Source organism: uncultured Chitinibacter sp. (genome assembly GCF_945957625.1).
GTDB lineage: Bacteria > Pseudomonadota > Gammaproteobacteria > Burkholderiales > Chitinibacteraceae > Chitinibacter > Chitinibacter tainanensis.
The window spans coordinates 113213-135240 of the sequence record NZ_CAMFLP010000003.1; the positions used below are offsets into that span (position 1 = coordinate 113213).

20 protein-coding genes are annotated in these 22028 nt (G+C 55.1%); 11 read left to right on the forward strand and 9 right to left on the reverse strand.

The window, feature by feature from the left end; translation table 11 throughout:
* Positions 1-41: 41 nt before the first annotated feature.
* The 3 genes from QV747_RS05930 (at position 42) to QV747_RS05940 (ending at position 1600) form a co-directional block, all read left to right on the forward strand.
* On the forward strand, positions 42-470 hold the full coding sequence (locus QV747_RS05930) for a type II toxin-antitoxin system RatA family toxin (RefSeq protein ID WP_273430385.1): 429 nt from the start codon (positions 42-44) through the stop codon (positions 468-470).
* 3 nt (positions 471-473) lie between these two features.
* Positions 474-782 (forward strand): RnfH family protein, encoded by a 309-nt coding sequence (locus QV747_RS05935; protein ID WP_273430387.1) that lies wholly within the window; start codon positions 474-476, stop codon positions 780-782.
* An 83-nt stretch (positions 783-865) separates the two neighbouring features.
* Positions 866-1600 (forward strand): DUF3365 domain-containing protein, encoded by a 735-nt coding sequence (locus tag QV747_RS05940; protein ID WP_273430389.1) that lies wholly within the window; start codon positions 866-868, stop codon positions 1598-1600.
* A 60-nt stretch (positions 1601-1660) separates the two neighbouring features.
* Here the strand turns inward: QV747_RS05940 and QV747_RS05945 are convergent, their stop codons facing one another.
* From QV747_RS05945 to QV747_RS05955, 3 genes are all read right to left on the reverse strand, one after another.
* The gene (locus tag QV747_RS05945; protein WP_028450766.1) at positions 1661-2131 is read right to left on the reverse strand and encodes an SRPBCC family protein; all 471 of its coding nucleotides are present in this window, start codon (positions 2129-2131) and stop codon (positions 1661-1663) included.
* A gap of 63 nt (positions 2132-2194) precedes the next feature.
* Entirely contained in the window at positions 2195-2965 is a 771-nt protein-coding gene (locus tag QV747_RS05950; protein WP_231550563.1) for an HAD-IIA family hydrolase, read from the reverse strand.
* A gap of 71 nt (positions 2966-3036) precedes the next feature.
* The gene (locus tag QV747_RS05955) at positions 3037-3351 is read right to left on the reverse strand and encodes a nucleotide pyrophosphohydrolase (RefSeq protein ID WP_028450768.1); all 315 of its coding nucleotides are present in this window, start codon (positions 3349-3351) and stop codon (positions 3037-3039) included.
* Positions 3352-3417: 66 nt separating this feature from the next.
* Between QV747_RS05955 and QV747_RS05960 the strand changes: the two genes are divergently transcribed.
* The gene (locus QV747_RS05960; protein WP_028450769.1) at positions 3418-3693 is read left to right on the forward strand and encodes a hypothetical protein; all 276 of its coding nucleotides are present in this window, start codon (positions 3418-3420) and stop codon (positions 3691-3693) included.
* On the forward strand, positions 3693-4271 hold the full coding sequence (locus tag QV747_RS05965) for a lysophospholipid acyltransferase family protein (protein WP_273430393.1): 579 nt from the start codon (positions 3693-3695) through the stop codon (positions 4269-4271). Before QV747_RS05960 ends, QV747_RS05965 begins: the two co-directional genes overlap by 1 nt.
* A gap of 147 nt (positions 4272-4418) precedes the next feature.
* Here the strand turns inward: QV747_RS05965 and QV747_RS05970 are convergent, their stop codons facing one another.
* Both QV747_RS05970 and QV747_RS05975 read right to left on the reverse strand, forming a co-directional pair.
* The gene (locus QV747_RS05970; protein ID WP_028450771.1) at positions 4419-4622 is read right to left on the reverse strand and encodes a cold-shock protein; all 204 of its coding nucleotides are present in this window, start codon (positions 4620-4622) and stop codon (positions 4419-4421) included.
* Between the two features lie 225 nt (positions 4623-4847).
* A complete protein-coding gene (locus QV747_RS05975; RefSeq protein ID WP_273430395.1) occupies positions 4848-5486 on the reverse strand; it encodes a YceH family protein in 639 nt (212 codons plus the stop codon).
* 129 nt (positions 5487-5615) lie between these two features.
* On the opposite strand from QV747_RS05975, the gene QV747_RS05980 reads away from it, so the two are divergent.
* Positions 5616-6743, forward strand: a complete 1128-nt coding sequence (locus QV747_RS05980) for an HD domain-containing phosphohydrolase (protein WP_273430397.1) — start codon at positions 5616-5618, stop codon at positions 6741-6743.
* 58 nt (positions 6744-6801) lie between these two features.
* Here QV747_RS05980 and QV747_RS05985 read toward each other — a convergent pair whose 3' ends face one another.
* The 3 genes from QV747_RS05985 to QV747_RS05995 all read right to left on the reverse strand — a co-directional run bounded on the left by QV747_RS05985 (position 6802) and on the right by QV747_RS05995 (position 10832).
* A complete protein-coding gene (locus QV747_RS05985; protein WP_273430399.1) occupies positions 6802-7650 on the reverse strand; it encodes an RNA pseudouridine synthase in 849 nt (282 codons plus the stop codon).
* Positions 7651-7747: 97 nt separating this feature from the next.
* Complete coding sequence (gene pyk / locus QV747_RS05990) at positions 7748-9187, reverse strand: pyruvate kinase (RefSeq protein ID WP_028450775.1); 1440 nt, start codon at positions 9185-9187, stop codon at positions 7748-7750.
* A 241-nt stretch (positions 9188-9428) separates the two neighbouring features.
* Positions 9429-10832 (reverse strand): transglycosylase SLT domain-containing protein, encoded by a 1404-nt coding sequence (locus QV747_RS05995; protein WP_273430401.1) that lies wholly within the window; start codon positions 10830-10832, stop codon positions 9429-9431.
* Between the two features lie 109 nt (positions 10833-10941).
* On the opposite strand from QV747_RS05995, the gene QV747_RS06000 reads away from it, so the two are divergent.
* From QV747_RS06000 to QV747_RS06010, 3 genes are all read left to right on the forward strand, one after another.
* On the forward strand, positions 10942-12858 hold the full coding sequence (locus QV747_RS06000) for an ATP-binding cassette domain-containing protein (RefSeq protein WP_273430403.1): 1917 nt from the start codon (positions 10942-10944) through the stop codon (positions 12856-12858).
* A gap of 97 nt (positions 12859-12955) precedes the next feature.
* The gene (locus tag QV747_RS06005; protein WP_273430405.1) at positions 12956-15760 is read left to right on the forward strand and encodes a PAS domain S-box protein; all 2805 of its coding nucleotides are present in this window, start codon (positions 12956-12958) and stop codon (positions 15758-15760) included.
* Positions 15761-15826: 66 nt separating this feature from the next.
* Positions 15827-17416, forward strand: a complete 1590-nt coding sequence (locus QV747_RS06010; protein ID WP_028450778.1) for a peptide chain release factor 3 — start codon at positions 15827-15829, stop codon at positions 17414-17416.
* Between the two features lie 107 nt (positions 17417-17523).
* Here QV747_RS06010 and QV747_RS06015 read toward each other — a convergent pair whose 3' ends face one another.
* A complete protein-coding gene (locus tag QV747_RS06015; protein WP_273430407.1) occupies positions 17524-18783 on the reverse strand; it encodes a D-amino acid dehydrogenase in 1260 nt (419 codons plus the stop codon).
* 230 nt (positions 18784-19013) lie between these two features.
* Here QV747_RS06015 and QV747_RS06020 point away from each other — a divergent pair, with 230 nt between their 5' ends.
* The gene (locus tag QV747_RS06020) at positions 19014-20867 is read left to right on the forward strand and encodes an ATP-binding protein (RefSeq protein ID WP_051259096.1); all 1854 of its coding nucleotides are present in this window, start codon (positions 19014-19016) and stop codon (positions 20865-20867) included.
* 94 nt (positions 20868-20961) lie between these two features.
* Positions 20962-22008 carry a recombinase RecA gene (gene recA / locus QV747_RS06025; RefSeq protein ID WP_028450780.1) on the forward strand — a complete coding sequence of 349 codons (1047 nt, stop codon included), beginning with the start codon at positions 20962-20964 and terminating at the stop codon, positions 22006-22008.
* Positions 22009-22028 lie beyond the last annotated feature (20 nt).

A 22028-nucleotide genomic window follows, 5' to 3' on the forward strand; every position in this document is an offset into this window, starting at 1 on the left:
CTGCGAGCCGTGTATTTTACCCCGCCAGCCCATTGATGACCATGCAGTCCATTCGTAAAACCGTCCTTGTCCCCCACTCCGCCGCCCAGATGTATGAATTGGTTGACCGGGTGGAAGATTACCCGCGGTTTTTACCCTGGTGTGGCGGCGTCGAAGTGCATGAACGCAGCGAAACGGTACTCGATGTCACCGTGCGGATCGAGTTTTTGAAAGTCAGCACGTTCTTTCGCACACGGGATACTAAAACCGAACACGAAATCGTCATGCATTTTGTCGACGGCCCCTTCAAAGCCCTCACCGGCATCTGGCGCTTTCAACCACTGATGGAAGACGCCTGCAAAATCGAGTTCGAACTCGATTACGAATTTTCCAGCCGCACCCTTGATGCCGTGATCGGCCCGGTGTTTGGCAAGATCACCAGCACTTTTGTCGATGCTTTTGTGAAAGAAGCCGACCGCAAATACGGATAAACCATGAGCCAAATTACCGTCGAGGTGGTGTACGCCACCGCCAGCAAACAAAAACTGTTGAGCCTCAAAGTGCCTACCGGCACCACCGCCCAACAGGCGATCGAACAATCCGGCATCCTGGCCGAGTTCCCTGAAATTGATTTAACGCAGCAGAAAATAGGGATTTTCGCCAAGAGTGTGAAGTTGGACACTATTCTGCGCGAGAAAGATCGCGTAGAAATCTATCGCCCTTTGATTGCAGATCCGAAAGAAGTTCGTCGCCAGCGTGCAGCTGAAGGGAAAATCATGAAAAAAGGGGGCGGAGATGCTTAAGCCCTCTGAGACCAACCTCAAGCCTTGAACTCCCACCCATGGACCGGTCTTGGCTTGCACGACAATAAGACACCAAGACCGCCATGAAACGCCTGCTTCTCTTACTGGTCATCGCCAGTTTTCCTGCAATTTTCTTCGCTAAATCAATTTATTCCAACGAACAAGTTCAGCAGGCCCGCACGGTCGCCAATATGGTCGAAATGATTGGTAAATGGGCGGCGCAATATAAAGGCATTTGGATCAAAGAAGCCAAAGGCGAAGTCGTCGACCTCAATTCTCACCTTGATACGCTGGCTGTCAATTTGGTGAATCAGGATAATTCGCTCACCGATCAAGAAAGTGTGCAGGAAACCTTAAATTTCCACCTTAAAAACCCAGCGCTGGTTCAGCGTGAGATTTCTGACCTAATGAAAAATGACAATGCCAAAACGTCATTTCGCATCACTTCAGATAAATACATGAACCCCAAAAACTCACCAAATTCTTTTGAACGCAAAGCAATTGAAACCATGCGTGAAAATAAATCGAGCGAGTATTTTGAAGAACGTAACGGCAAAATGTTGTATGCCCGCGCACTCGTTGCCACCGAAGCCTGCATGCGCTGCCATGAAAGCGCCCAAAAAGCCCCCGCTGCTGTGCAGGCACTGTACCCCAAACAAGGTTACGGCTATCAACTTGGGCAAGTCGAAGGGATTATTTCCGTGCAAATCCCCGATGCTTTCGGGCCCAAAACCTTGCTCGCCGCGTTTGATTGGCTCAGCGCCGCGATTGCTGCCATCGCCTTGGTTCTTGCGGCCATGGTTTTACGCAAAAACTAAACAAATTAAAAAAGGAGCTAATCAGCCCCTTTTTTAATTGCCACCTGCCGAGATCAGCCATTAGCCCAAACGCCCACTCGCAGCCATTTCACGAATGGTGATGACGGTATCAAGATCCATTTGCTGCCACGCAGATTGCAGATAGCGCAGGTATTTTTCCAGCTCGGGATCGGGATCATCGGGATGTGGGGTTTCGTAAATAAAGCGTACGAATAGCGCGCCGCTCTCCGGCTCTTCGATTTTCATCCACATCTGCCCACCCAGATGTTTGGCACTGGGCTGGGTGTCGTAATGCACGGATTCTTCATGCTGGTAAGCGATGTGGTCGAGCACTTCCAGCTGGCCCATCACCACGCGGCGCTGAAGGCCGTGGGCGCTACGTTGCAGCACTTCGCTTTCATCGATGTGCTCAACAAACTCCATGGGCGACTCAGCGCGCAGCACCAGACCTTGCCAGAGCTGATTGCGAGTCAGCAGCAGCGGGCCTGGTTGTTGCAGATCGTTGATTTGCACCAGATGTTCAAAACGCATGACCTATCCTCTGCTGAAAAAGGCGGCATTATACAAAAAGCCGCCGAGCGCCCCAAGCCTAGACTACAGCGCCTGAAAATCGATTTCACCGACATGGTTAAAGACATAGTCGGGCTTGTAGGGAAATTCATCCAGCATCGGCATGGTCGTAACCCCCGAAAGTACCAGCGCGGTTTTCATGCCAGCTTCCATGCCACCCACAATGTCGGTATCCATCCGATCACCCACCATCACGCATTCTTCAGGGTGCACACCCAGTTTGCGGCTGGCCAGCATCATCATCAGCGCATTGGGTTTGCCGACGATATACGGTTTTTTGCCGGTGGCCGCTGAAATCGCCGCCAAAATCGTGCCGGCCGCCGGCTCATTACCGCCCTCCACCGGATCGATCATATCGGGATTGGTGCCGATAAATTTGGCGCCATGATCAATAAAACGCACGGCTTTTTTCAGCTGCTCAAAGCTAAAAGTTGACGATTTGGCGACAACCACATAATCGGGGTTGGATTCAGAAATCGAAAACCCCACGTTGTACAGCTCATTAATCAGGCCGCCGCCGCCAATCACATACACCTTGGCGCGCTCTTTTTGCTGGCGCAAAAACATCGCCGTGGCCATCGCGCTGGTGATGAAATTGTCCTCCGTCAGGCCATGAATCCCCAAAGATTCGAGTTTGAGTTTTAAATCCAGCGGGGTTTGCTCGGCATTGTTGGTTAGAAACAAAAATGGCGTTTTGGCCGCCAGCAAGCGTTGCACAAACTCATTGGCACCGGGAATCAGCTGCTTACCGCGGTAAATCACGCCATCCATATCGGAAATTACACTGGTCACCATCGGGCATCCTCTTGGGGTATTGAGCTAGAGACTAATTAAAATAAGGCTTACCGGGCAATACATCAATCAACTTAGCGCGGCAAGGCGGGGTATTTTTGGGCATTTAACTGCATTTTGTGCAAAATTGCGGCTTCCAGATCCAGCCCCACTTCGTCGGCCAAACGCAGCATATACAGCATCACATCGGCCATTTCCTGCGCCACCGGTGAGGTGGTATCCACCGGTAAGTTTGCCGCCTCATCGGGCGTTAGCCATTGATAATGTTCAAGCAATTCGGCCATTTCCACCGACATCGCCATCACCAGATTTTTGGGGTTGTGATAGGGGCGCCAGTCACGTTGATCGGCAAATTCGCGGGTTTTGCGCGCAAGTTCAGCTAAATTCATGCGTAAAGTCAGGACTGATTGCAGATGAATCCGTAGAATACGCCCTTCGCCTCAAGGATCACCAGCATGCCAATGAAAAAATACGAACTCGAGAAGCGCAAAGCCGAAAAACTGCACAACGACCTGCACGGTGCTAGCGCCCCCAACCGCTTTGCGGCGGGCGCCGGCGGCGTTCTCGATAAAAAAGAACAGCGCAAACTCGATCAAGCCCAAGGCTTGGTGCCGTTTGCCTGCAAACTGAAACAAGACCTGGTTAGCGCCCTGCACGAGCGCTGCACCGCTGAGGGCAAAACCCTGAACGATCTGCTCGACGAGCTGCTGCGCCAAGGATTGCAAAAGTAATGCGCCGCACCACCATTTTTGACACCCCGATTTTGCGCGACATTTTGCCGCCCATCAGTCGCTGGGCGCTAAAACGGCTGGGCTGGACCATTGAAGGGGAGTTTCCGGCGCTGGATAAATACGTGCTGATCGGCGCGCCGCATACCAGCAACTGGGATTTCCCGGTGGCCCTGGCGGTGTGTTTTGCCAAGCGCCAGAAAATCTACTGGATGGGTAAACATACGCTGTTTAGCGGCCCGCTCGGCCCGCTCTCGCGCTGGCTGGGTGGCATTGCCGTTGATCGCCGCCAGGCTAATTCACTGGTCGACCAGATCGTGAATGTGTACGCGCAGAGCGAGCAGCTGGTGGTCGGGATTCCACCCGAAGGCACGCGCAAAAAAGTCGAAAAGTGGAAAACCGGCTTTTACTACATCGCACTGGGCGCCAAGCTGCCGATTGCGCTGGGCTATATCGACTTCAAGCGCAAAGCCGCTGGTTGCAGCGAGCTATTTTACCCCACCGGCGATATCGAGGCCGACATGGCCAAAATTCGGGCTTACTATGCGCCGGTCGTGGGCAAACATCCGGAAAATCAGTAAACCCCACCTCGTTTAGCGCAGGGGTATTTGCCGCCAAGCCAATCTAAATAAGGCTTAGATGGCGATACCCTATAAGTACAGCCAAACAGCAGGCAAGAAAAAACCCGGCAGCGCCGGGTTTTTTTGCAACTACATGCAGACGGAGAATTAAACCGGCTGGATGTTAGAAGCTTGTTTGCCTTTAGGGCCGGTAGTTACTTCGAAAGTAACTTTTTGGCCTTCAGCCAAGGTTTTGAAACCTTTAGACTGAATTTGTGAGAAGTGAGCAAACAGATCTTCGCCACCTTCATCTGGAGTGATGAAGCCGAAGCCTTTAGCGTCGTTGAACCACTTAACGGTACCTTGTGCCATTTTTTGTATCCTAAAATGCGGAATAAATAAAAAGAATGCACGACATCAAGGGAAAGCACTGCGGTACGGCCAGGCCATTACGACACACACATCCACTGCTTGAAGATCCTGCGATGCATATCTTCCCCGAGCCCTGCTGCACTGGCAAGCGTTTTTTGCAGAAAAAACACTTAATTTGAACAAAATCGCATAATTACGACGTTCACTGTCGCAAAACGGGATTTTTCACGCCTCAAACTGACGTTTAAATGCAGAAAACTCGTTTTTTAGCGTCACGATTTCTTCTTCCAGGGCCGCAATGCGCGCGAGCAATTCGCCACTAGCCTGTGGCGAACTCGCGACAACCGCTTCGGCCAATACCGGCTCACCACACAATAAATGCGCCCAGCGCGATTCGCGGGCCCCTGGCTGACGCGGCAACAACTGCACCAAAGCGCCAGCGCTGCGCTCGGCCAGTTCGGCCAGAAAACCCTCCAGTGCCGAAATATCGGCAAACCGATGCAGACGCTCGCAATGGCTGCGCAATTCAGCCGCGGTTTGCGGGCCACGCAACATCAAGGTGGCCAGCACCGCTACCGACTGACTAGGCACACCCAGCTGCGACCCAAAGCGATGGCTGTAGCGCGCCACTCGCCCCGCCAAGTGGTCGGTAATCCAACCTGCACTTTTTAATTCATCCAGCGCGGCCAGAATCTCGCTCTCGCTCAGCTCCATCACCGGCTCACGCGCGGTTTTCTGATTGCACCCGGTTTGCAGGCCATTGAGCGAAAGCGGATAGCTATCGGGCACGGTGCGTTCTTTTTCAATCAAGACCGCCAAAATGCGGGCTTGCACTGGGCTTAGAATCTGGCTTGGGCTGTTCATACTTGGATTTCCCCATTGGCGCGCGCCGCGCTATAACAAAGAGAATCAATCTTACGGCATGTGCCACGCGCGTGAAACGCTCAAGCGCACACAGCCATGCCCTTTTACCTTCATTTCGCCGGATGCCCCATGCCTAGCCCTTTCCTGCCCAATAAAGCGGCGCTGAATCAGCCCCAAGTTGAAGACTGGAATTCCTTTCGGGATTTTCGCGATGGCTTAGCCGACAATGCCCCCAAAATTGAGGCGCTGATTGCCCAGCTGCGCAGCCAACCGAATCAGATGCCGGTGGTGGCCGATTTATTTCGCGCGTTTCACAATATCAAGGGCGATGCAGGCTTATGCCGGCTGGAGTTTGTCTTGCCGCTCATTCACGCGGTGGAAAGCCTGCTCACCCGCATGCGCGCTGGCGAGTTGTTGTTTACCGATCTGCTCGGCGAAGTATTTCTGCTGACGCTCGATCGGCTGGAGCAGGCCATTGATCTATTGGAGCGCCATGAGCCCGCCAGCGGCCTCGCCCTACTCACGCTGTGTGATGGGCTAGAAGGCCTGGCGCTGTTCGAGCAGGCACAGATTGATCAGGCGGCGGCGCGGCTGATTGAAGCCATTACCGGCTTTCGCCCCGGCAATAGCCATTTGCCGGCGCGGGAAGCTGCCCTGCAGGCCCGCAGCAAGCTGGAGCAAGACGATGACCTGCGTTACTTTCGCGAGCTGGCCTTGCAGCTGGAAGCGCGTTCAAACGCCTTTCAGGGCCGCACCGATCGCAACCTGACGCTAGCCCTGGCCACTAATCGCGAAGTGGGCAACCGGGTCGATCCGCAGCAGCTGGAAGCGGCGGTGTATTTGCATGATCTGGGCATGATGTTTCTGCCCGAACATCTGTGGCTGAAAAGCGCACAGCTGGATGCCGCCGAGCGCGAGCAGCTTAAACGCCATCCGAGCTGGGGCGCAGAATGGTGCAACCGGATTCCTGGCTGGCAAGCCGCCGCGGAAATGATTTTGCAACACCATGAGCAAGCCAACGGTAGCGGCTACCCGTATGGGCTCAAGGCTGAGCAGATTTGTGATGGCGCCAAAATTTTGGCGATTATTGATGCGTTTGATGCGATTTTGCTGCGCCACAGCCACCGTGGGCAGCAAAAATCGCTGTTGCGCGCGATTGCCGAGATTAATGCCGGCGATCGGCAATTTGCCAGCGACTGGATTCAAGCCTTTAATCGGGTGATCCGTCGCCATCTGGAAGGCCAGCAAGATACTTAGTCGGGTATTACCCCATAAATGAAAGCAGTGCTTGCTTTGCAGGCAATACTCCTGGCAATCAGAAGCGTTCATCCGCGTGCAAATAGCGCCACTGGCCTTCGGCCAAACCGCCGAGCGCCAAGCGACCAATCCGCAGGCGCTTGTAATTGCCGCCTTCAACTTCCCCCGCTTCGCACCAATCCGGCACCAGATACGGTGAATTGGCCCGCAGCACTAGCCGTAATTGCTGCTCGTTTTGCTGAGTGACTTTCCAGCCTTTCATCGGCTCGCCGTCAAATTCTTTCAACGCATTCATTTGCGCCAGTTGGGCGGCGGTGGCTGGCGCGCGCAATTGCAGCAGATATTCCTGCTCGAAATCACGGTATTGCTTCAGCGTTTGCGCCAGCCGGCGATCTTGCGTCAGCACCAGCAAGCCACTAGCTTCCCGATCTAGCCCCAGCGGCAGCAATAGCCCCTGGCGGTGGCGCTGCAAATACGCGTAGCCCGTTTGATCATCCGGACTACGGCTGCGCTCGGCAAATATGGCGAGAAAATCGGCGACTTCCCAGCCATCGACGCCGGCCGGTTTATGCCAGAGGATGCTGATTTTTTCCGGCTGATTGGCCAGGCGCTCTAGATCAATTGGCAGCAGATTGATGTGCTGCTCGGCAAACACCCGGCTACCCAAGGTGGTGACAACCTGGCCGTCCACTTCGACACGGCCCGCTTCAATCAGTCGATCCGCCTGACTGCGCGAACACAGGCCGAGCTCGGCCATACGCTTGGCCAAGCGCACCGCTTCGCCACCGGCCGGCTTAAAGGCATCCGCCGCTTTGGCGGGCTTGGCTCGACTGGGTTTGGCCGCTGATGCGGTTGGCTTACGCGGGCTGCGTGGGCTGGCTGGCTGTTTGTCCGCCGATTTTTTCATGTCTTGCTCCTACAGATGGCCACCACTTCAGCATAGTGCCCACCAAAAAAAAAAACGGCCGGATCTACCGGCCGTGTTGCCTGACGCATAATAGCGCTTAGCGGTTACCTTGCGCCACCTGGATGATACGCATGGTATTGGCGCCTGAATTCACGCCATTCACTGGCGATGCCAGCGTTACGATCAGACGATCACCCGGCACCACTTTGCCGCTGCGCAGCAGCTCGAGCTGGGCAAAGGCCAAATGTTGTTCACGATCTGGGCCCAGATTTGGATCAACCATCACTGGCTGCACATGGCGATACAGTGCCAGTTTGCGATAGGTGTTGATCTCTTGTGTGAACACATAAATCGGTACACCCGTGATATAGCGTGACAGCCACAGCGCTGAAGCGCCCGAGTGTGAAATACACACGATCGCTTTCACTTGCATATTACTGCTGGCATACACCGCCGCCATCGTTACAGCCTGATCAATCCGCTCGAAGTCGCTGACATTGTCAAACTCGCCTTCGATTTTGCTTTCGCCTGATTTTTCAGCTTCGGCAATCGTCCGCGCCATGGCTTGTACCGCTTCAAGCGGGTATTTACCCGCCGCAGATTCGGCCGACAACATCACGGCATCAGTACCATCCAGTACGGCATTGGCACAATCCGATACTTCGGCGCGGGTAGGCACTGGGCTGCTGATCATTGATTCCATCATCTGCGTCGCAGTGATGGTCAGTTTGTGCTTTTTACGCGCCAGTTTGATCATGCGTTTTTGCAGCGCAGGCACGGCAGCATCGCCCACTTCAACCGCCAAGTCACCGCGGGCTACCATGATGCCGTCGGAGGCATCCAGAATTTCTTCCAGATTATCAATCGCTTCGGTGCGCTCGATTTTGGCGATCAGCAGCGCGTGGCCACCGGCCGCGCGTACCAAGGTGCGCGCCATATACATATCGGCCGATGATTTCGGGAATGACACGGCGATGTAGTCCGCTTCCAGCTTGGCCGCGGTTTTGATGTCTTCCATGTCTTTGGCGGTCAGTGCCGGCGCAGTCAGACCACCGCCTTGGCGGTTAATCCCTTTATTGTTCGACAAGGTGCCACCCACCACCACGGTGGTAAACACTTTCGCGCCCACGACTTGATCCACCACCAGTTTAAGCTTGCCATCATCCAGCAGCAGGATCGCACCGGGCTCAACATCATTAGGCAGCTCTTTGTAATCCAGACCCACTACGTCTTGGTTACCCAGCTCGCATTCGGCGTCCAGAATGAATTTCGCGCCTTTGGCCAGCTCGATTTTGTTCTTTTCAAATTTACCCACCCGGATTTTCGGGCCTTGCAAATCGGCCAACACCGCCACTGATTTGCCCAGCTTGGCCGCAATGGCGCGGACAGTAGCGGCGCGATCGATGTGATCTTGCGCGCTGCCGTGTGAGAAGTTCAGACGCACGGTGTTCACACCGGCTTGAATCAGGCTTTCCAGGACCGCTGGATCAGTAGAAGCTGGGCCCAGCGTGGCCACGATTTTGGTGCCGCAATGCATAAATGGAACTCTCCGAAGATAAACAGACATGACTTTAGGCCGAACGATACGCCAGTTAAACGCGTAAATACATGACCCAGCACAGAGAAAAAAGCTAAACCTGTATTTTGTTTCAACTTTTTTTGCAGCATTTCAGCCCGATTTGCTGCAATAAATCGCGTAGTTTTATTACAAATTGCAACAATTATACCCTGCGCCACGCCCGCGTTTCGTGATCAGGCGCAAAGAAGCTGACTACTGCCTATTCGCTGGCTTTTTTCTGTTTTTGCCGTGCTCGCTCAGCCGCCTGATAGGCCAGATAGTAGCGATTTACAGTCGAAACATAATCGACCATGCCCTTGCTGACCGTAGAGAGCGCAATTTTTTCAACGTTCCCAACCCAGACATTCGGATCGAGGCCCTTGGCTTTGGCTTGTCGGCGTAATTGCTCCAGCCGCCCTTCGCCCGCGTTATACGCGGCAATCATGAAATACAGTTGGTTTTCTTCATTGATGCCCTGCTTGCTGTACATCTTGCGCAAGTAATCGAGGTACACCGCGGCTGCCGAGACATTGCCTTCGTGCGAATGCGGATCACGCACCCCCATGGCGCGGGCGGTGGACGGGTTGATCTGCATAATGCCGGTCGGGCCTTTTTGGCGGATCACAGGGTTGAGCTTAGATTCTTTCTGCCCAATAGCCGCCAGCAGCAGCCAATCAAGATTATTCGCCGCCGCGGCGGCTTGAAAAATCGGCGCAAAAATCGCCAGCTTATCCATCGACGACACTTTGTCATCACTGCGCGCTACTTTCGCGCCACTAATCAAATGCGGGCGGGTCAGCTCAATGGCTTTATCCATACTGGTAAATTGTTTGCTCTGGATATAGCGGTTCAAATCCTCGACCAGCGCCGGCTGATCGGGGCGCACCGCCCACTGATAAGCCACTTTTTGCCCCAAGCATTCACCGACTTTCAACGCTGGATATTGGCTGTTCCACAAGCGAGTGACCAAGCGGCTGGCTAAGGTAAGCTGGGTTTCGCCCTGCTGAATCGCACGCAAGATCATTTCGGCGTTTGCGCCAAGGGCGGCGTCTTTTAATTTGAGATCAGTTTGTTCATTACTGAGCAGTCGCCGGCCAAAGCTGGAGCTTGGCAGCTCGACTTCTTCGTCCAGCCCCGCCAACTGCCGGCTGGCGCTGCCGACCAAACACCATTCGTCGCGGGCATAGGGCTCGGTGACCCCCACCAGTGCTTTCAGCCCGTCTAGCTGCGGCAATAGCCCTGCCGCAATATCCCCACGCCCTTCGCGCAAGGCGGGGATCAATTCACCGGCATCCAGCGGGATAAACTGTAAACGTACTGGCGGCTGGCCTTTGCCACGCCGGCGCGTGAGCTCGGATTCAAAGCCCTGCAATAGCGCATATTCCAGCCCATGCGGGCGGCCATCTTTTAAAAAGTAAGTCGAAGGGCCCAGCGCCACCAACACCCGCAGACGCCCTGGCGGCTTGGCCGGATCATAAGGCGCATCCAGTAAATCGGCGTTATCCGCCACGATGGCTGGATGGGTGCTACCTTGCGCTGCGGCTACCGGCTTTTTTTTCGCGGCCCACACACTGGGGCTAAGGGCAAAAAAAGCCAGCAAAATCAGGAGTAAAACACGCTGCATGCGGATGCCTCCATCGTCAGATTGGCCTCGATTCTAGCTTGGGCGATGTCATAGTCCAAACACTGGCCGTATAATTTGTGCTTTCGTTCAAAAAGTTAGTGTCCAAACCATGCCCGTTTTGCTCGTAGAAAATGCCCACCTTGCCTATGGCCACTGGCCGCTGCTGGACGGTGCCAGCCTGGTGCTCGAACCGGGTGAAAGGGTTGGTTTGATTGGCCGCAATGGCGCAGGCAAGTCGTCCTTGCTAAAGGCGATTGCCGGGGTCAACAAGCTGGATGACGGCACCATCCGTCTAGTTAACGATGCCCGAATGGCCTTTGTGCCGCAGGAGCCAACGTTTAATCCAGATCACACTGTGTTTGAAGCCGTGGCCGAAGGGCTGGGAAATGTGCGGCAGCTGCTGATTGATTACCACCATGCCACCCAACATCTGGATGGCAGCCAGCAGAGCATGGACGAATTAACGCGCTTGCAGCATGCGCTGGAAACGCAAGACGGCTGGCGGTTGGACTCGCTGATCAGCAATACCCTGTCGATTTTAAAACTCCCCGCCGATGTGCAGATTAAAACCCTGTCTGGCGGTTGGAAAAAACGCGTAGCCCTCGCGCAAGCCTTGGTTACCGAGCCTGATCTACTGCTACTGGACGAGCCAACCAACCATCTGGATGTGAATGCCATCGAGTGGCTGGAAACCTTACTCAAAGGCTTTGCCGGCAGCGTGTTGTTTATTACCCACGATCGCTCCTTCCTCGACAATATCAGCACCCGGATTATCGAGCTGGACCGTGGCCAGCTAGCGAGTTTTCCGGGCAACTTCAGCGCTTATGAAAATCTAAAGGCCGAAATGCTGGCCCAAGAAGACGTCGTTAATCGTAAATTCGACAAATTCTTGGCGCAGGAAGAAGTCTGGATTCGTAAAGGCGTTGAAGCCCGCCGCACCCGCAATGAAGGCCGCGTACGTCGGCTCGAGCAATTGCGCCGCGATCGCGCCGCACGACGCGAACGAGTGGGCAACGTTAGTTTTCAGCTTGATGCCGGCGAGCGCAGCGGCAAGCTGATTGCCGAGCTGGAAAACGTGAGCAAAGCCTACCCCAACCCGGACGGCAGCGAAAAAGTACTGATCAAATCGTTCACCACCCGCCTGCTGCGGGGCGACAAGGTCGGGCTAATCGGCCCCAATGGTGCCGGTAAAACCACATTATTGAAGCTAATTTTGGGTCAGCTTGCGCCCGACACCGGCACAGTCAAACAAGGCACCAATTTGCAAGTGGCCTACTTTGACCAGTTCCGCGAACAGCTGGACGAAGAACTATCGGTGGCCGATACCGTGGGCCAAGGCAATGATTACGTCGAGATCGGCGGCCAGCGTAAGCATGTGATGGGCTATCTGGAGGAATTTCTATTCCCCGCCGAACGGGCCCGCAGCCCGGTGAAATCACTCTCGGGCGGCGAGCGCAATCGCCTTTTGCTCGCGCGGCTATTTACCAAACCGGCCAATATTTTGGTGTTGGACGAGCCCACCAATGATCTGGACATCGATACTCTCGAATTGCTGGAAGAACTGCTTGCCAGCTACCCCGGCACCGTGTTTGTGGTCAGCCACGACCGGGCATTCCTGGATAATGTCGTCACCCAGACCATCGTCTTTGAACCCAATGGCGTGCTTTTGGAAAACGCTGGTGGTTATGCCGACTGGATGAGTGCCTGCGAGCGCATGCTGGCCCAGCAAGACGCGAAAAAACCGGCTACAAGTGCGCCAGCGGCCAAAACCAGCGCTGAAAAGCCGCGCAATCAACGCACTAAGCTCAGCTACAACGAAACCCGCGAGCTGGAACGGCTGCCTGCCGAACTTGAGGCTTTGGAAGCCGAGCAAGCAAATTTGCAACAATCTTTGCTTGATCCCGAGCTTTATCGCAAAGAGCCGCTGAAAGCCCGCGAAATGCAAGATAGAATTGCGGCTATTGAAGAGCTGGTTATGGCCAAACTGGAGCGCTGGGAAGCGCTGGAGGCGAAACAAAATCTTTAGTCTGGGCGCAATTCGGCAGGCCAGTCACCCCAATAATCACAAAACCCGGCAGACCCTGCGTGGTCTGCGCAGCGGTTTACTGGGGTTTTATGGGGTTATGGTCTTACTGGTGCTGCTGTCGCTGGCATGGATCACTGTTCGCGATTATCACCAGGCCTTAGCCGAAGCCCAACGCAGCGATCAATCATTGGCCCGGGCGCTGGATGAAAATGCCACCCGTGCCTTTGTGTCGGTCGAACAGGCGATGCAGAACATCGCCGAAGATCTGGATCGCCTCGGCGGCGTGACTCACGCCGACGAATACCTGATGCACCTTTCACTAAAAGACAAGGTGCGCCTCACGCCGCAGATTCGCGGCATTATCACAATTGGCCCAGATGGCGTCATTCATAGCCACGGGCTGGAATACCCGGCTCGGCATATCAATCTCAGCGATCGGGCGTATTTCCACTACCATAGCCAAACCAATAGCACCGCCCCATTTATTAGCGAACCCATCCTGTCGCGTACCGATGGCAAATGGCTTATCGCCCTTACCCGCCGTATTAACACCCCGCAGGGCGAATTTGGCGGCGTATTGCTCTCGGGGATGGAACCCACCTATTTCCTGCGCTTTTACGAATCTCTCGATCTCGCCCCGGGCGTGACCATCAACCTGCTGCGCAGCGATGGCGTGGTGTTGGTGAACTATCCCTACGATGAAAGCCGCCTTGCGACCAATGTGCGCCAAAATGACACGCTCCTGTTCGAGCAGATGCGCTTGCGTCGGCATAGCTCCGAGCGCGTCCAGTTTGCCAATGGCCGCGAGCAGCTACTGACCTTTAATGTGAATCAGGCCGGTCTGCCGCTGATTATCACGGTAAGCCATGATCTGGACGTGATTCTGGCCCCATTTAAAGAACAAACCATCACCCGCATACTGGTGGCGATGGGGCTGATGGCCGTGGTGTCGCTGCTGTTGTATATCCTGCTGCGGCAGATCCGCCACCTCGAACAAGTTGAGGGCCGGCTTTTTCTCACCCAGCACACGGTCGATGAATCGCCTGATCTCACGCTCTGGTGCGATCAAAGCGGGCTTATCCGCTATGCCAATAAAAGCATGGCCAGCCATTCGGGCTATAGCCGCCAAGAGCTCAACCATCAGCATTTTGTCGATCTCTTTACCGAGCTAACCGACCTAAATTGGCTGGATTACTGGCACGCACTGCAGGAACAAAAGCAGCTCACTGTCGACACGCCACTGCAAACCAGCAATGGCGACAAACTGGCGATGGAGCTCACCCTCTCGCTGATCAAATATCAACGTGAAGCCTACATTTGCTGCACTGCCCGCGATATTTCCGAGCGCCGGCAAGCCGAGCAGGAATTACGTCAGCACCGCGATCAGTTGCATGAAATGGTGCAAGAGCGCACGGCCGAAATCCGCACGGTGCTCGATGCCAGCCCGCTGGCGATTATGCTGACGATGAATGGCGTAGTGCGACTCGTAAACCCGGCCTTTGAGCTGCTGTTCGGCTACGCCAGCAGCGATATTATCGGCACCGAAACTGGCCAGCTCTTTAGCTCAGCCGACAAATACGACGAACTGCGCCAGCGCATCTGGTCACGCATTGCTACCGGCGGCGTGTTCCGGGGTGAAACCGAGCTGTACCGGCGCGATCACTCGCCATTCTGGGCCATGATCTATGCCAAAGCGCTGGTAGCGGGCGATATGAGCAAGGGCATGATTGCGGTAATTGAAGACATCACCTCACAACGAATTGCCGCCCAGTCGCTGCGCCAATCCGAGCGTCTGAACCGGACGATTATTGACCAGACCGCGGATGGCTTCTTGCTGATTGATGCCGACCATCGCATCCGCGAGGTGAATCAATCGTTCACCCGCCTGCTGGGATATCAGCGCGAAGCGCTGATCGGGCTGAATCCGAAATCGATTTGGGGCGATACCTGTACCCAGTTCTTCCCGGACGACCTGATGGATCTTGCCTTGCAGGAACATACCACCAAGGATATCGAATTACTCGATCAGCATCACAAGATCCGCCCCTTCCTGATCAACAGCGGCGTGGTCTTGGATGAGCAGGAAAACATTGAATACGCCTACGCCTTCTTTACCGATATTGCTCAGCTTAAAGAAATCGAGCGCCGGCTGGTCGATGCCAAAGAAGTGGCCGAAAACGCCAATCTGGCGAAGTCGTCCTTCCTCGCCAATATGAGCCACGAGCTGCGCACACCGATGCATGCGATTTTGTCCTTCTCCGAAATGGGGCTGGCCAAAACCGGCAAGCTCGATGGGCCGGAAACCAATCACCTCAACCGCTATTACGAGCGCATCAATGCCTCGGGCAAGCGGCTGCTGTTGCTCCTGAATGATCTGCTTGATATGTCGCGGCTGGAAGCCAACAAGATGAGCTACGACAAAGGCCAGCACAGCCTGCAGGTGATCACTCGCCAAGCCATTGCCGAAATGGGCTCGCTCATTGCCGGCAAACAGCTGCAGATCGAGTTCCAAGAAGGCGAGCAAGAGCTGATTACCGTGTTTGATAAAGCGCGGATCACGCAGGTTATCGTGAATCTGCTCTCGAATGCGATCAAATTTAGCGCCAACCACAGCCGGATCGAAATCCAGACCCTACCGGTGGCCTTGCTCGACGATGGCAGCCCGGCCATCGGGCTGGAAGTACGCGATCATGGCCCCGGTATTCCAGATAACGAACTGGAAACCATCTTCGATAAATTTATCCAGAGTAGCCGGGTACGCCTCGGCGGCGGCACCGGGCTGGGGCTGGCGATCAGTCGGCAGATCATGCTTGATCACGGCGGCCATATTGCCGCCCGTAATCACCTGCAAGGCGGTGCGGTGTTTACCATCTTGCTGCCGATCACCCTGCCGACCGCCTAAGCGCCCTACCCGCCAAGGCCGCTTGCGCGTACAATGGCGGGTTTTTCTGCCGTCCCTCTTTTGACTATGCCGGATATTCGCAGCGAAGTGGCGCGTCGTCGTACGTTTGCCATTATTTCCCACCCGGATGCGGGTAAAACCACCTTGACCGAAAAACTGCTGTATTTTTCGGGCACGATTCAGGCCGCCGGTACCGTCAAAGGCAAAAAAGGCGGCAAGTTCGCCACCTCCGACTGGATGGAAATCGAGAAGCAGCGCGGCATTTCCGTGGCCTCTTCGGTGATGCAGTTTGATTACCGCGAGCACGTGGTCAATCTCTTGGACACCCCGGGTCACCAGGATTTCTCGGAAGATACCTATCGCGTACTCACCGCCGTGGATTCGGCGCTGATGGTGATTGATGCCGCCAAGGGTGTGGAAGCGCAAACGATCAAACTCTTGAACGTCTGCCGCATGCGCCATACGCCGATTATCACCTTCATGAATAAGTACGACCGTGAAGTGCGGGATAATCTGGAGCTACTGGACGAGGTGGAAAGCGTACTGGGCATTCGCTGCGCGCCCATCACCTGGCCGATCGGGATGGGTAAAACTTTCCGCGGCGTGTACAGCATTTTGTCGGATGAAATTATCCTCTTCACCCCCGGCCAAGGCCCGCTGGATGAAGTGGAAATCATCAAAGGCATTGATAACCCACGCCTGGATGAGCTGTTCCCACTCGAAATCGACCAAACCCGCATGGAGCTTGAGCTCGTACGCGGTGCGTCGCACCCGTTCGATCTGGAAGAATTCCTCGCTGGTACGCTCACGCCGGTGTTCTTTGGCTCGGCGATTAATAACTTCGGTATTCGCGAGATTTTGAATGCGCTGGTCGATTGGGCGCCGCAACCGAGCGAATCGGAAACCATGCAGCGCGACGTGGCGCCTACCGAAGAAAAATTCTCGGCCTTTGTATTCAAAATTCAGGCCAATATGGACCCGAAACACCGCGACCGGATTGCGTTCTTGCGCGTGTGCTCGGGCGAATTTACCCGCGGGATGAAATTCAAACACTTGCGCCTCAACCGTGAAATCGCCGCCAATTCGGTGGTGACATTCATGGCGCAAGGCCGCGAGCAAGTCGAAGAAGCCTACGCCGGCGACATTATCGGTCTGCCTAATCACGGTAATATCCAGATTGGCGATTCATTCTCGGAAGGCGAGCTGCTGACCTTCACCGGCATTCCGTTCTTCGCGCCAGAAATGTTCCGCGTGGTGCGGATCAAAAACCCGCTGAAAATCAAACAGCTACAAAAAGGCTTGCAACAGCTGGGCGAAGAAGGCGCGGTACAGGTATTCAAGCCGCTCAACGGCGGCGATTTGATCTTGGGCGCGGTGGGTGTGCTGCAGTTTGAAGTGGTGGCCTCACGCCTCTTGAACGAATACGGCGTGGAAGCGATTTTTGAATCATCGCCCATCTACACCGCCCGCTGGGTGAGCTGTGAAGACGCGAAAAAACTCGCCGACTTCGAGAAAAATCTGGTGAACAATCTGGCCCGCGATGCCGCCGATAGCCTGGCTTATCTGGCAACCAGCCGCGTGAATCTGGATCTAACCATGGAACGCTGGCCTGAGCTGAAATTCCACGCCACGCGTGAGCATGCGGTGAAGCTGTAACACATCGCGGCGAGTGCCAGCACTAAATCAAAGGGGTATTGCCCGCCAAGCTTTTTAATACAAGCCCTGGCGAGCAATACCCCTTTGTTACTCCAAGCCCGCCCCGATTAAATCCCCCGCAGGAAGGGATAATCCACCTCAGGCACCCGCCCGGCGATCAGATCGCTAATCGCCTTGGCCGAGCCGCAACATTCCGTCCAGCCCAGCGTGCCGTGGCCGGTATTGAGCCACAAACTTGGATAACGGGTTTGGCCGATATAGGGCAGATTGCCCGGCGTCGCCGGCCGCAACCCCGTCCAGAATTCGGCGCGCGCGTAATCCATACCCTCAGGGAAAATCTGGCTGGTTCGCTCAATCAGTGCCTTGCAGCGAATTGGATTAAGCTCCAGATTGTAGCCATTAAATTCGGCCGTACCGGCCACACGCAAATGATCGCCCAGCCTTGAGAACACCAGCTTGTAGCCATCATCGGTCAGGCTCACAGTCGGCGCCTGGCTCGGGTCAAGCACTGGGATCGTTGCCGAATAGCCCTTGGCCGGGTAAATATCCAGCGTAATCCCCAGCGGCGCCAAATGCAGCGGGCTGTAGCTGCCGAGACAAACCACGATTTGATCCGCATTCAGCCGCTCGACGCCCTGCTCGGCGCTGCGTACCCGGACGGTTTGCACATCGTCGCCAATTTTCTCTAGCGCCTCGATGGCGCAGTCGTAGCGAAACTCCACGCCCAGCTCGCTACAGCGCGCCGCCAGCTCATTGGTAAACAGCCGTGCATCGCCCGATTCATCGCTTGGGGTGTATGTGCCGCCAACAATCGGATGCCGCGACTTGGCCAGCGCCGGCTCGATTGCCAAACACTCGGCGGCAGTTTTCACCTGCCGATCTAGCCCTACTTCGCGCATCAGCGCCGCCGCCGGAATCGCTGCCGCGTATTCGGCCGGATCGGTGTAGTAATGCAAAATCCCTTCGGTGCGCTGCTTGTATTCCACCCCGGTTTGCGCCCGCAGGCCTTGCAAGGTATCGCGGCTATACAGGCCCAAGCGGACGAGATTTTGCAGATTGAATTTGGCTTTTTCGCGCGTGCACTGCTGCAAAAAGCGCAGGCCCCAGCGCCATTGATTCCAATCCAGCTTGAGGCGGAACAACAGCGGCGCGTCTTCCTCGCCCAGCCATTGCAAGGTTTTCCACGGCGCTTTCGGATTGGCCCATGGCTCGGCGTGACACACCGAGATTTGCCCGCCATTGGCATAGCTGGTTTCGCGCGCGGGCTCTTGCGCCCGCTCGATCACGGTGACCTGATGGCCATCACGCGCCAGAAACCAGGCGGTGGTCACCCCGATGACCCCGGCACCCAAAACAATCACTTTCATGGCGAGCCCCTGTTATGGTTTGTTTGCCCGCTATTATGCCGTGCGCGTGCAGTGATCCCCAGCGGATTTTCGGCGCAAGCTGCTACAAATCAAATCCCATGCGGGCAAGGCCCCAGATGGCGCGGTTGTGCAGATCAAGTTTGCGCCAGAACAAGACATGGTCTGAATAAATAAACTCGATTAGACTGCAAGGTATCTCTGTTAAGACTGTATGAATCGAGCATTCCGGCATGAATCTGTCTCTGCGTCCGGCGGTTATTCTGGCAATTTTGCTTGGGTTGTTGCTGCCCGCAACGCTCAATGGCTACCTGAGCATCCGCACCGAACTGCAACAAGCCGAAAACTATATGCAGCAAGACCACGAGCGGCTGGTGGATATTCTGGTGCTGGGCATGCAGGAGCCGCTGTGGAATCTGGCCCCCGAATCGGGCAAACCACTGCTCGAATCGGTGATGAGCGATCAGCGCGTGGTGCGCATCGTGGTGAACGATGCCTCGCTGGGGATTTTTCTCAGTAGTGACAAACCCGAGCGCCGCAAAGGCCAGCTCTCGTCACTCTCGCATCTGGTGAGCAAGCAAGGCAATGTGATCGGCAATGTCACGCTGGAGCTGGATGACGGCCTAGCTACCGAAAATATCCGCAATAAGCTACGCCAGTATCTGGTGGCGGTGGTGCTACAGGTGGTGTTTAGCCTGGGCCTGATTCTCTTTTTACTTAATTCCCGCGTCTTGCGCCCCTTGCAGCGCTTAACCAAACAGGCCGGCCAGCTGGCCAGCCACCAGCTTGATCAGCCGTTTTTATGGCAGCGCGAAGATGAAATCGGCCAGCTGGGTAGCGCGCTGGAGCGCAACCGCCTGGCGCTGAAAGACATGATTGGTGCGCTTGAGCAAAAAAATCTACAGCTCGAAGCCGATTTGATGAGCCGCCGGCAGATCGAATCTGCCCTGCGGGTGAGTGAAGATCGCATGCGCCGGCTAGTGGAATCCACCCGCCTGATCCCTTGGGATGCGCGCCCGGAAGAATGGCGCTTTACCTATGTGGGCCCGCAGGCCGAGCAATTACTGGGCTATCCGTTGTCCGAATGGTATAGCGAAGGCTTTTTAACCAGCTATCTGCACCCGGATGACCGGCATTTTGCCTATCCATTGTTTGCCGATGTACATGAGCCGGGGCAGATTTATGAATTTGAATGCCGGCTGCTGGCGGCCAGCGGCAAAGAAGTCTGGGTACAAATCAGCGCCAGCTGCGATCTCGACCCCAACGGCCTGCCGCATTTGCAGGGTTTTCTATTTGATATTTCCAGCCGCCGCGCCAATGAAATTCAGCTGGAAAACTATCGCAATCACCTCGAAGAAGTGGTGGAAGAGCGCAGCCGCGAGCTCGCCACCACCAAGCATGAGCTGGAAATTCTGATCAATATTCTCACGCAGGATTTACGCACTCCACTGCGCACGGTGGAAGGCTTTAATCAGGTCTTGCTGGAAGACTACCAAGATCAGCTCGATAACAATGCACGCAATTATCTGCAGCGGATACGCAGCAGCATTAGCAGCATGAGCAGCCGGATTGATGATTTGCTGATGCTGCAGCAATTCCTCGCCACCGAGATTCGTCCGCAGGAAATCAACCTGAGCTTAATGGCGCAAGACATCATGGATGAAATCACCATGCTGCAGCCAGATCGGGCCAAAGACATCAATATCAGCGAGGCGCTGAGCGCCGAAGCCGATCCCAAACTGATCCGCATCGCACTCTACAATCTGCTGGAAAACGCGTGGAAATTCTCCCAGCATTGCGATGTCATTAAGATCACCTTCAGCCAGACCTTGGTCAATGGCCAGCGGGTGTTTTATGTTGCCGATGAAGGCGTCGGCTTTAATATGGCGCAGGCCAAGCAGCTCTTTACCCCTTTCTACCGCCTGCACTCGCAAAGCCAATACAGCGGCAACGGCATTGGCCTCACCGCCACCCAGCGGATTATCAGCCGTCATGGCGGGCGCATCTGGGCCAAATCCACCCCGAACGAAGGCACGATTTTCTACTTCACCTTGCCAAGTAGCCCCGAGATCTCGCTCAATTTCTAATTTGCTGCATGCAACAATTTTGCGCCAGCTATTGCAATACAGAACGATTGTTCTATAATCACTCCATCCAAACCCAATCGCGCAGGACATGACCATGGACGACAACAAAAGCAAGGCCCTCGCCGCCGCCCTAGCCCAAATCGAACGCCAGTTTGGTAAAGGCGCCATCATGAAAATGGGCGACAACCAGATTGAAAACGACTTGCAAGTCGTCTCCACCGGCTCGCTGGGCCTGGATCTGGCGTTGGGTGTGGGTGGTTTGCCACGTGGCCGGATTGTCGAAATCTTCGGGCCAGAGTCTTCCGGTAAAACCACGCTGTGTCTGCATGTGGTAGCCGAAATTCAAAAACTGGGCGGTGTGGCCGCCTATATCGACGCAGAAAACGCGCTCGACCCTGTCTATGCCCAAAAACTGGGCGTGAACGTATCAGAAATGCTGATTTCCCAACCAGACACCGGTGAGCAAGCGCTGGAAATCGCTGACATGCTGGTGCGCTCAGGCGGGGTAGACATCATCGTGGTGGACTCTGTTGCCGCGCTGACGCCCAAAGCCGAGATCGAAGGCGAGATGGGTGATGTGCACGTGGGCCTGCAGGCCCGTCTGATGAGCCAGGCGCTGCGCAAACTCACCGGTAACATCAAACGCACCAACACCCTGGTGATCTTTATTAACCAGTTGCGCATGAAGATCGGCGCAATGATGCCAGGGCAAAGCCCGGAAACCACCACCGGTGGTAATGCGCTGAAATTCTACGCCTCTGTGCGGCTGGATATCCGCCGGATTGGTGCGGTGAAAAAAGGCGAAGACATCATCGGTAACCAAACCAAAGTCAAAATCGCCAAAAACAAAGTCTCGCCTCCATTCCGCGTAGTGACCTTTGACATCATGTATGGCGAAGGCATTTCCCGCGAAGGCGAGATCATCGAGCAAGGTGTGGCCAACAAGATCATCGATAAATCCGGTGCTTGGTACAGCTACAACGGCAACAAGATTGGTCAAGGCCTGGAAAACGCCCGCCAATTCCTGAAAGACAATCCCGAGCTGGCCGAAGAAATCGTGAATAAAGTCCGCGAGAAAATTGGCGGCGCACCACTGCCGATCGAAATGGGCGGCGATCTGGATGGTGATCTGGGCGAATAAGCCCACCCCACAGCCCCCGC

Excerpts from the sequence above, each read along its gene's own strand:
- QV747_RS05930 (WP_273430385.1), top strand. The coding sequence starts at position 42 with ATGCAGTCCATTCGTAAAACCGTCCTTGTCCCCCACTCCGCCGCCCAG.
- QV747_RS05935 (WP_273430387.1), top strand. The coding sequence starts at position 474 with ATGAGCCAAATTACCGTCGAGGTGGTGTACGCCACCGCCAGCAAACAA.
- QV747_RS05940 (WP_273430389.1), top strand. The coding sequence starts at position 866 with ATGAAACGCCTGCTTCTCTTACTGGTCATCGCCAGTTTTCCTGCAATT.
- QV747_RS05945 (WP_028450766.1), bottom strand. The coding sequence starts at position 2,131 with ATGCGTTTTGAACATCTGGTGCAAATCAACGATCTGCAACAACCAGGC.
- QV747_RS05950 (WP_231550563.1), bottom strand. The coding sequence starts at position 2,965 with ATGGTGACCAGTGTAATTTCCGATATGGATGGCGTGATTTACCGCGGT.
- QV747_RS05955 (WP_028450768.1), bottom strand. The coding sequence starts at position 3,351 with ATGAATTTAGCTGAACTTGCGCGCAAAACCCGCGAATTTGCCGATCAA.
- QV747_RS05960 (WP_028450769.1), top strand. The coding sequence starts at position 3,418 with ATGCCAATGAAAAAATACGAACTCGAGAAGCGCAAAGCCGAAAAACTG.
- QV747_RS05965 (WP_273430393.1), top strand. The coding sequence starts at position 3,693 with ATGCGCCGCACCACCATTTTTGACACCCCGATTTTGCGCGACATTTTG.
- QV747_RS05970 (WP_028450771.1), bottom strand. The coding sequence starts at position 4,622 with ATGGCACAAGGTACCGTTAAGTGGTTCAACGACGCTAAAGGCTTCGGC.
- QV747_RS05975 (WP_273430395.1), bottom strand. The coding sequence starts at position 5,486 with ATGAACAGCCCAAGCCAGATTCTAAGCCCAGTGCAAGCCCGCATTTTG.
- QV747_RS05980 (WP_273430397.1), top strand. The coding sequence starts at position 5,616 with ATGCCTAGCCCTTTCCTGCCCAATAAAGCGGCGCTGAATCAGCCCCAA.
- QV747_RS05985 (WP_273430399.1), bottom strand. The coding sequence starts at position 7,650 with ATGAAAAAATCGGCGGACAAACAGCCAGCCAGCCCACGCAGCCCGCGT.
- pyk (WP_028450775.1), bottom strand. The coding sequence starts at position 9,187 with ATGCATTGCGGCACCAAAATCGTGGCCACGCTGGGCCCAGCTTCTACT.
- QV747_RS05995 (WP_273430401.1), bottom strand. The coding sequence starts at position 10,832 with ATGCAGCGTGTTTTACTCCTGATTTTGCTGGCTTTTTTTGCCCTTAGC.
- QV747_RS06000 (WP_273430403.1), top strand. The coding sequence starts at position 10,942 with ATGCCCGTTTTGCTCGTAGAAAATGCCCACCTTGCCTATGGCCACTGG.
- QV747_RS06005 (WP_273430405.1), top strand. The coding sequence starts at position 12,956 with ATGGTCTTACTGGTGCTGCTGTCGCTGGCATGGATCACTGTTCGCGAT.
- QV747_RS06010 (WP_028450778.1), top strand. The coding sequence starts at position 15,827 with ATGCCGGATATTCGCAGCGAAGTGGCGCGTCGTCGTACGTTTGCCATT.
- QV747_RS06015 (WP_273430407.1), bottom strand. The coding sequence starts at position 18,783 with ATGAAAGTGATTGTTTTGGGTGCCGGGGTCATCGGGGTGACCACCGCC.
- QV747_RS06020 (WP_051259096.1), top strand. The coding sequence starts at position 19,014 with ATGAATCTGTCTCTGCGTCCGGCGGTTATTCTGGCAATTTTGCTTGGG.
- recA (WP_028450780.1), top strand. The coding sequence starts at position 20,962 with ATGGACGACAACAAAAGCAAGGCCCTCGCCGCCGCCCTAGCCCAAATC.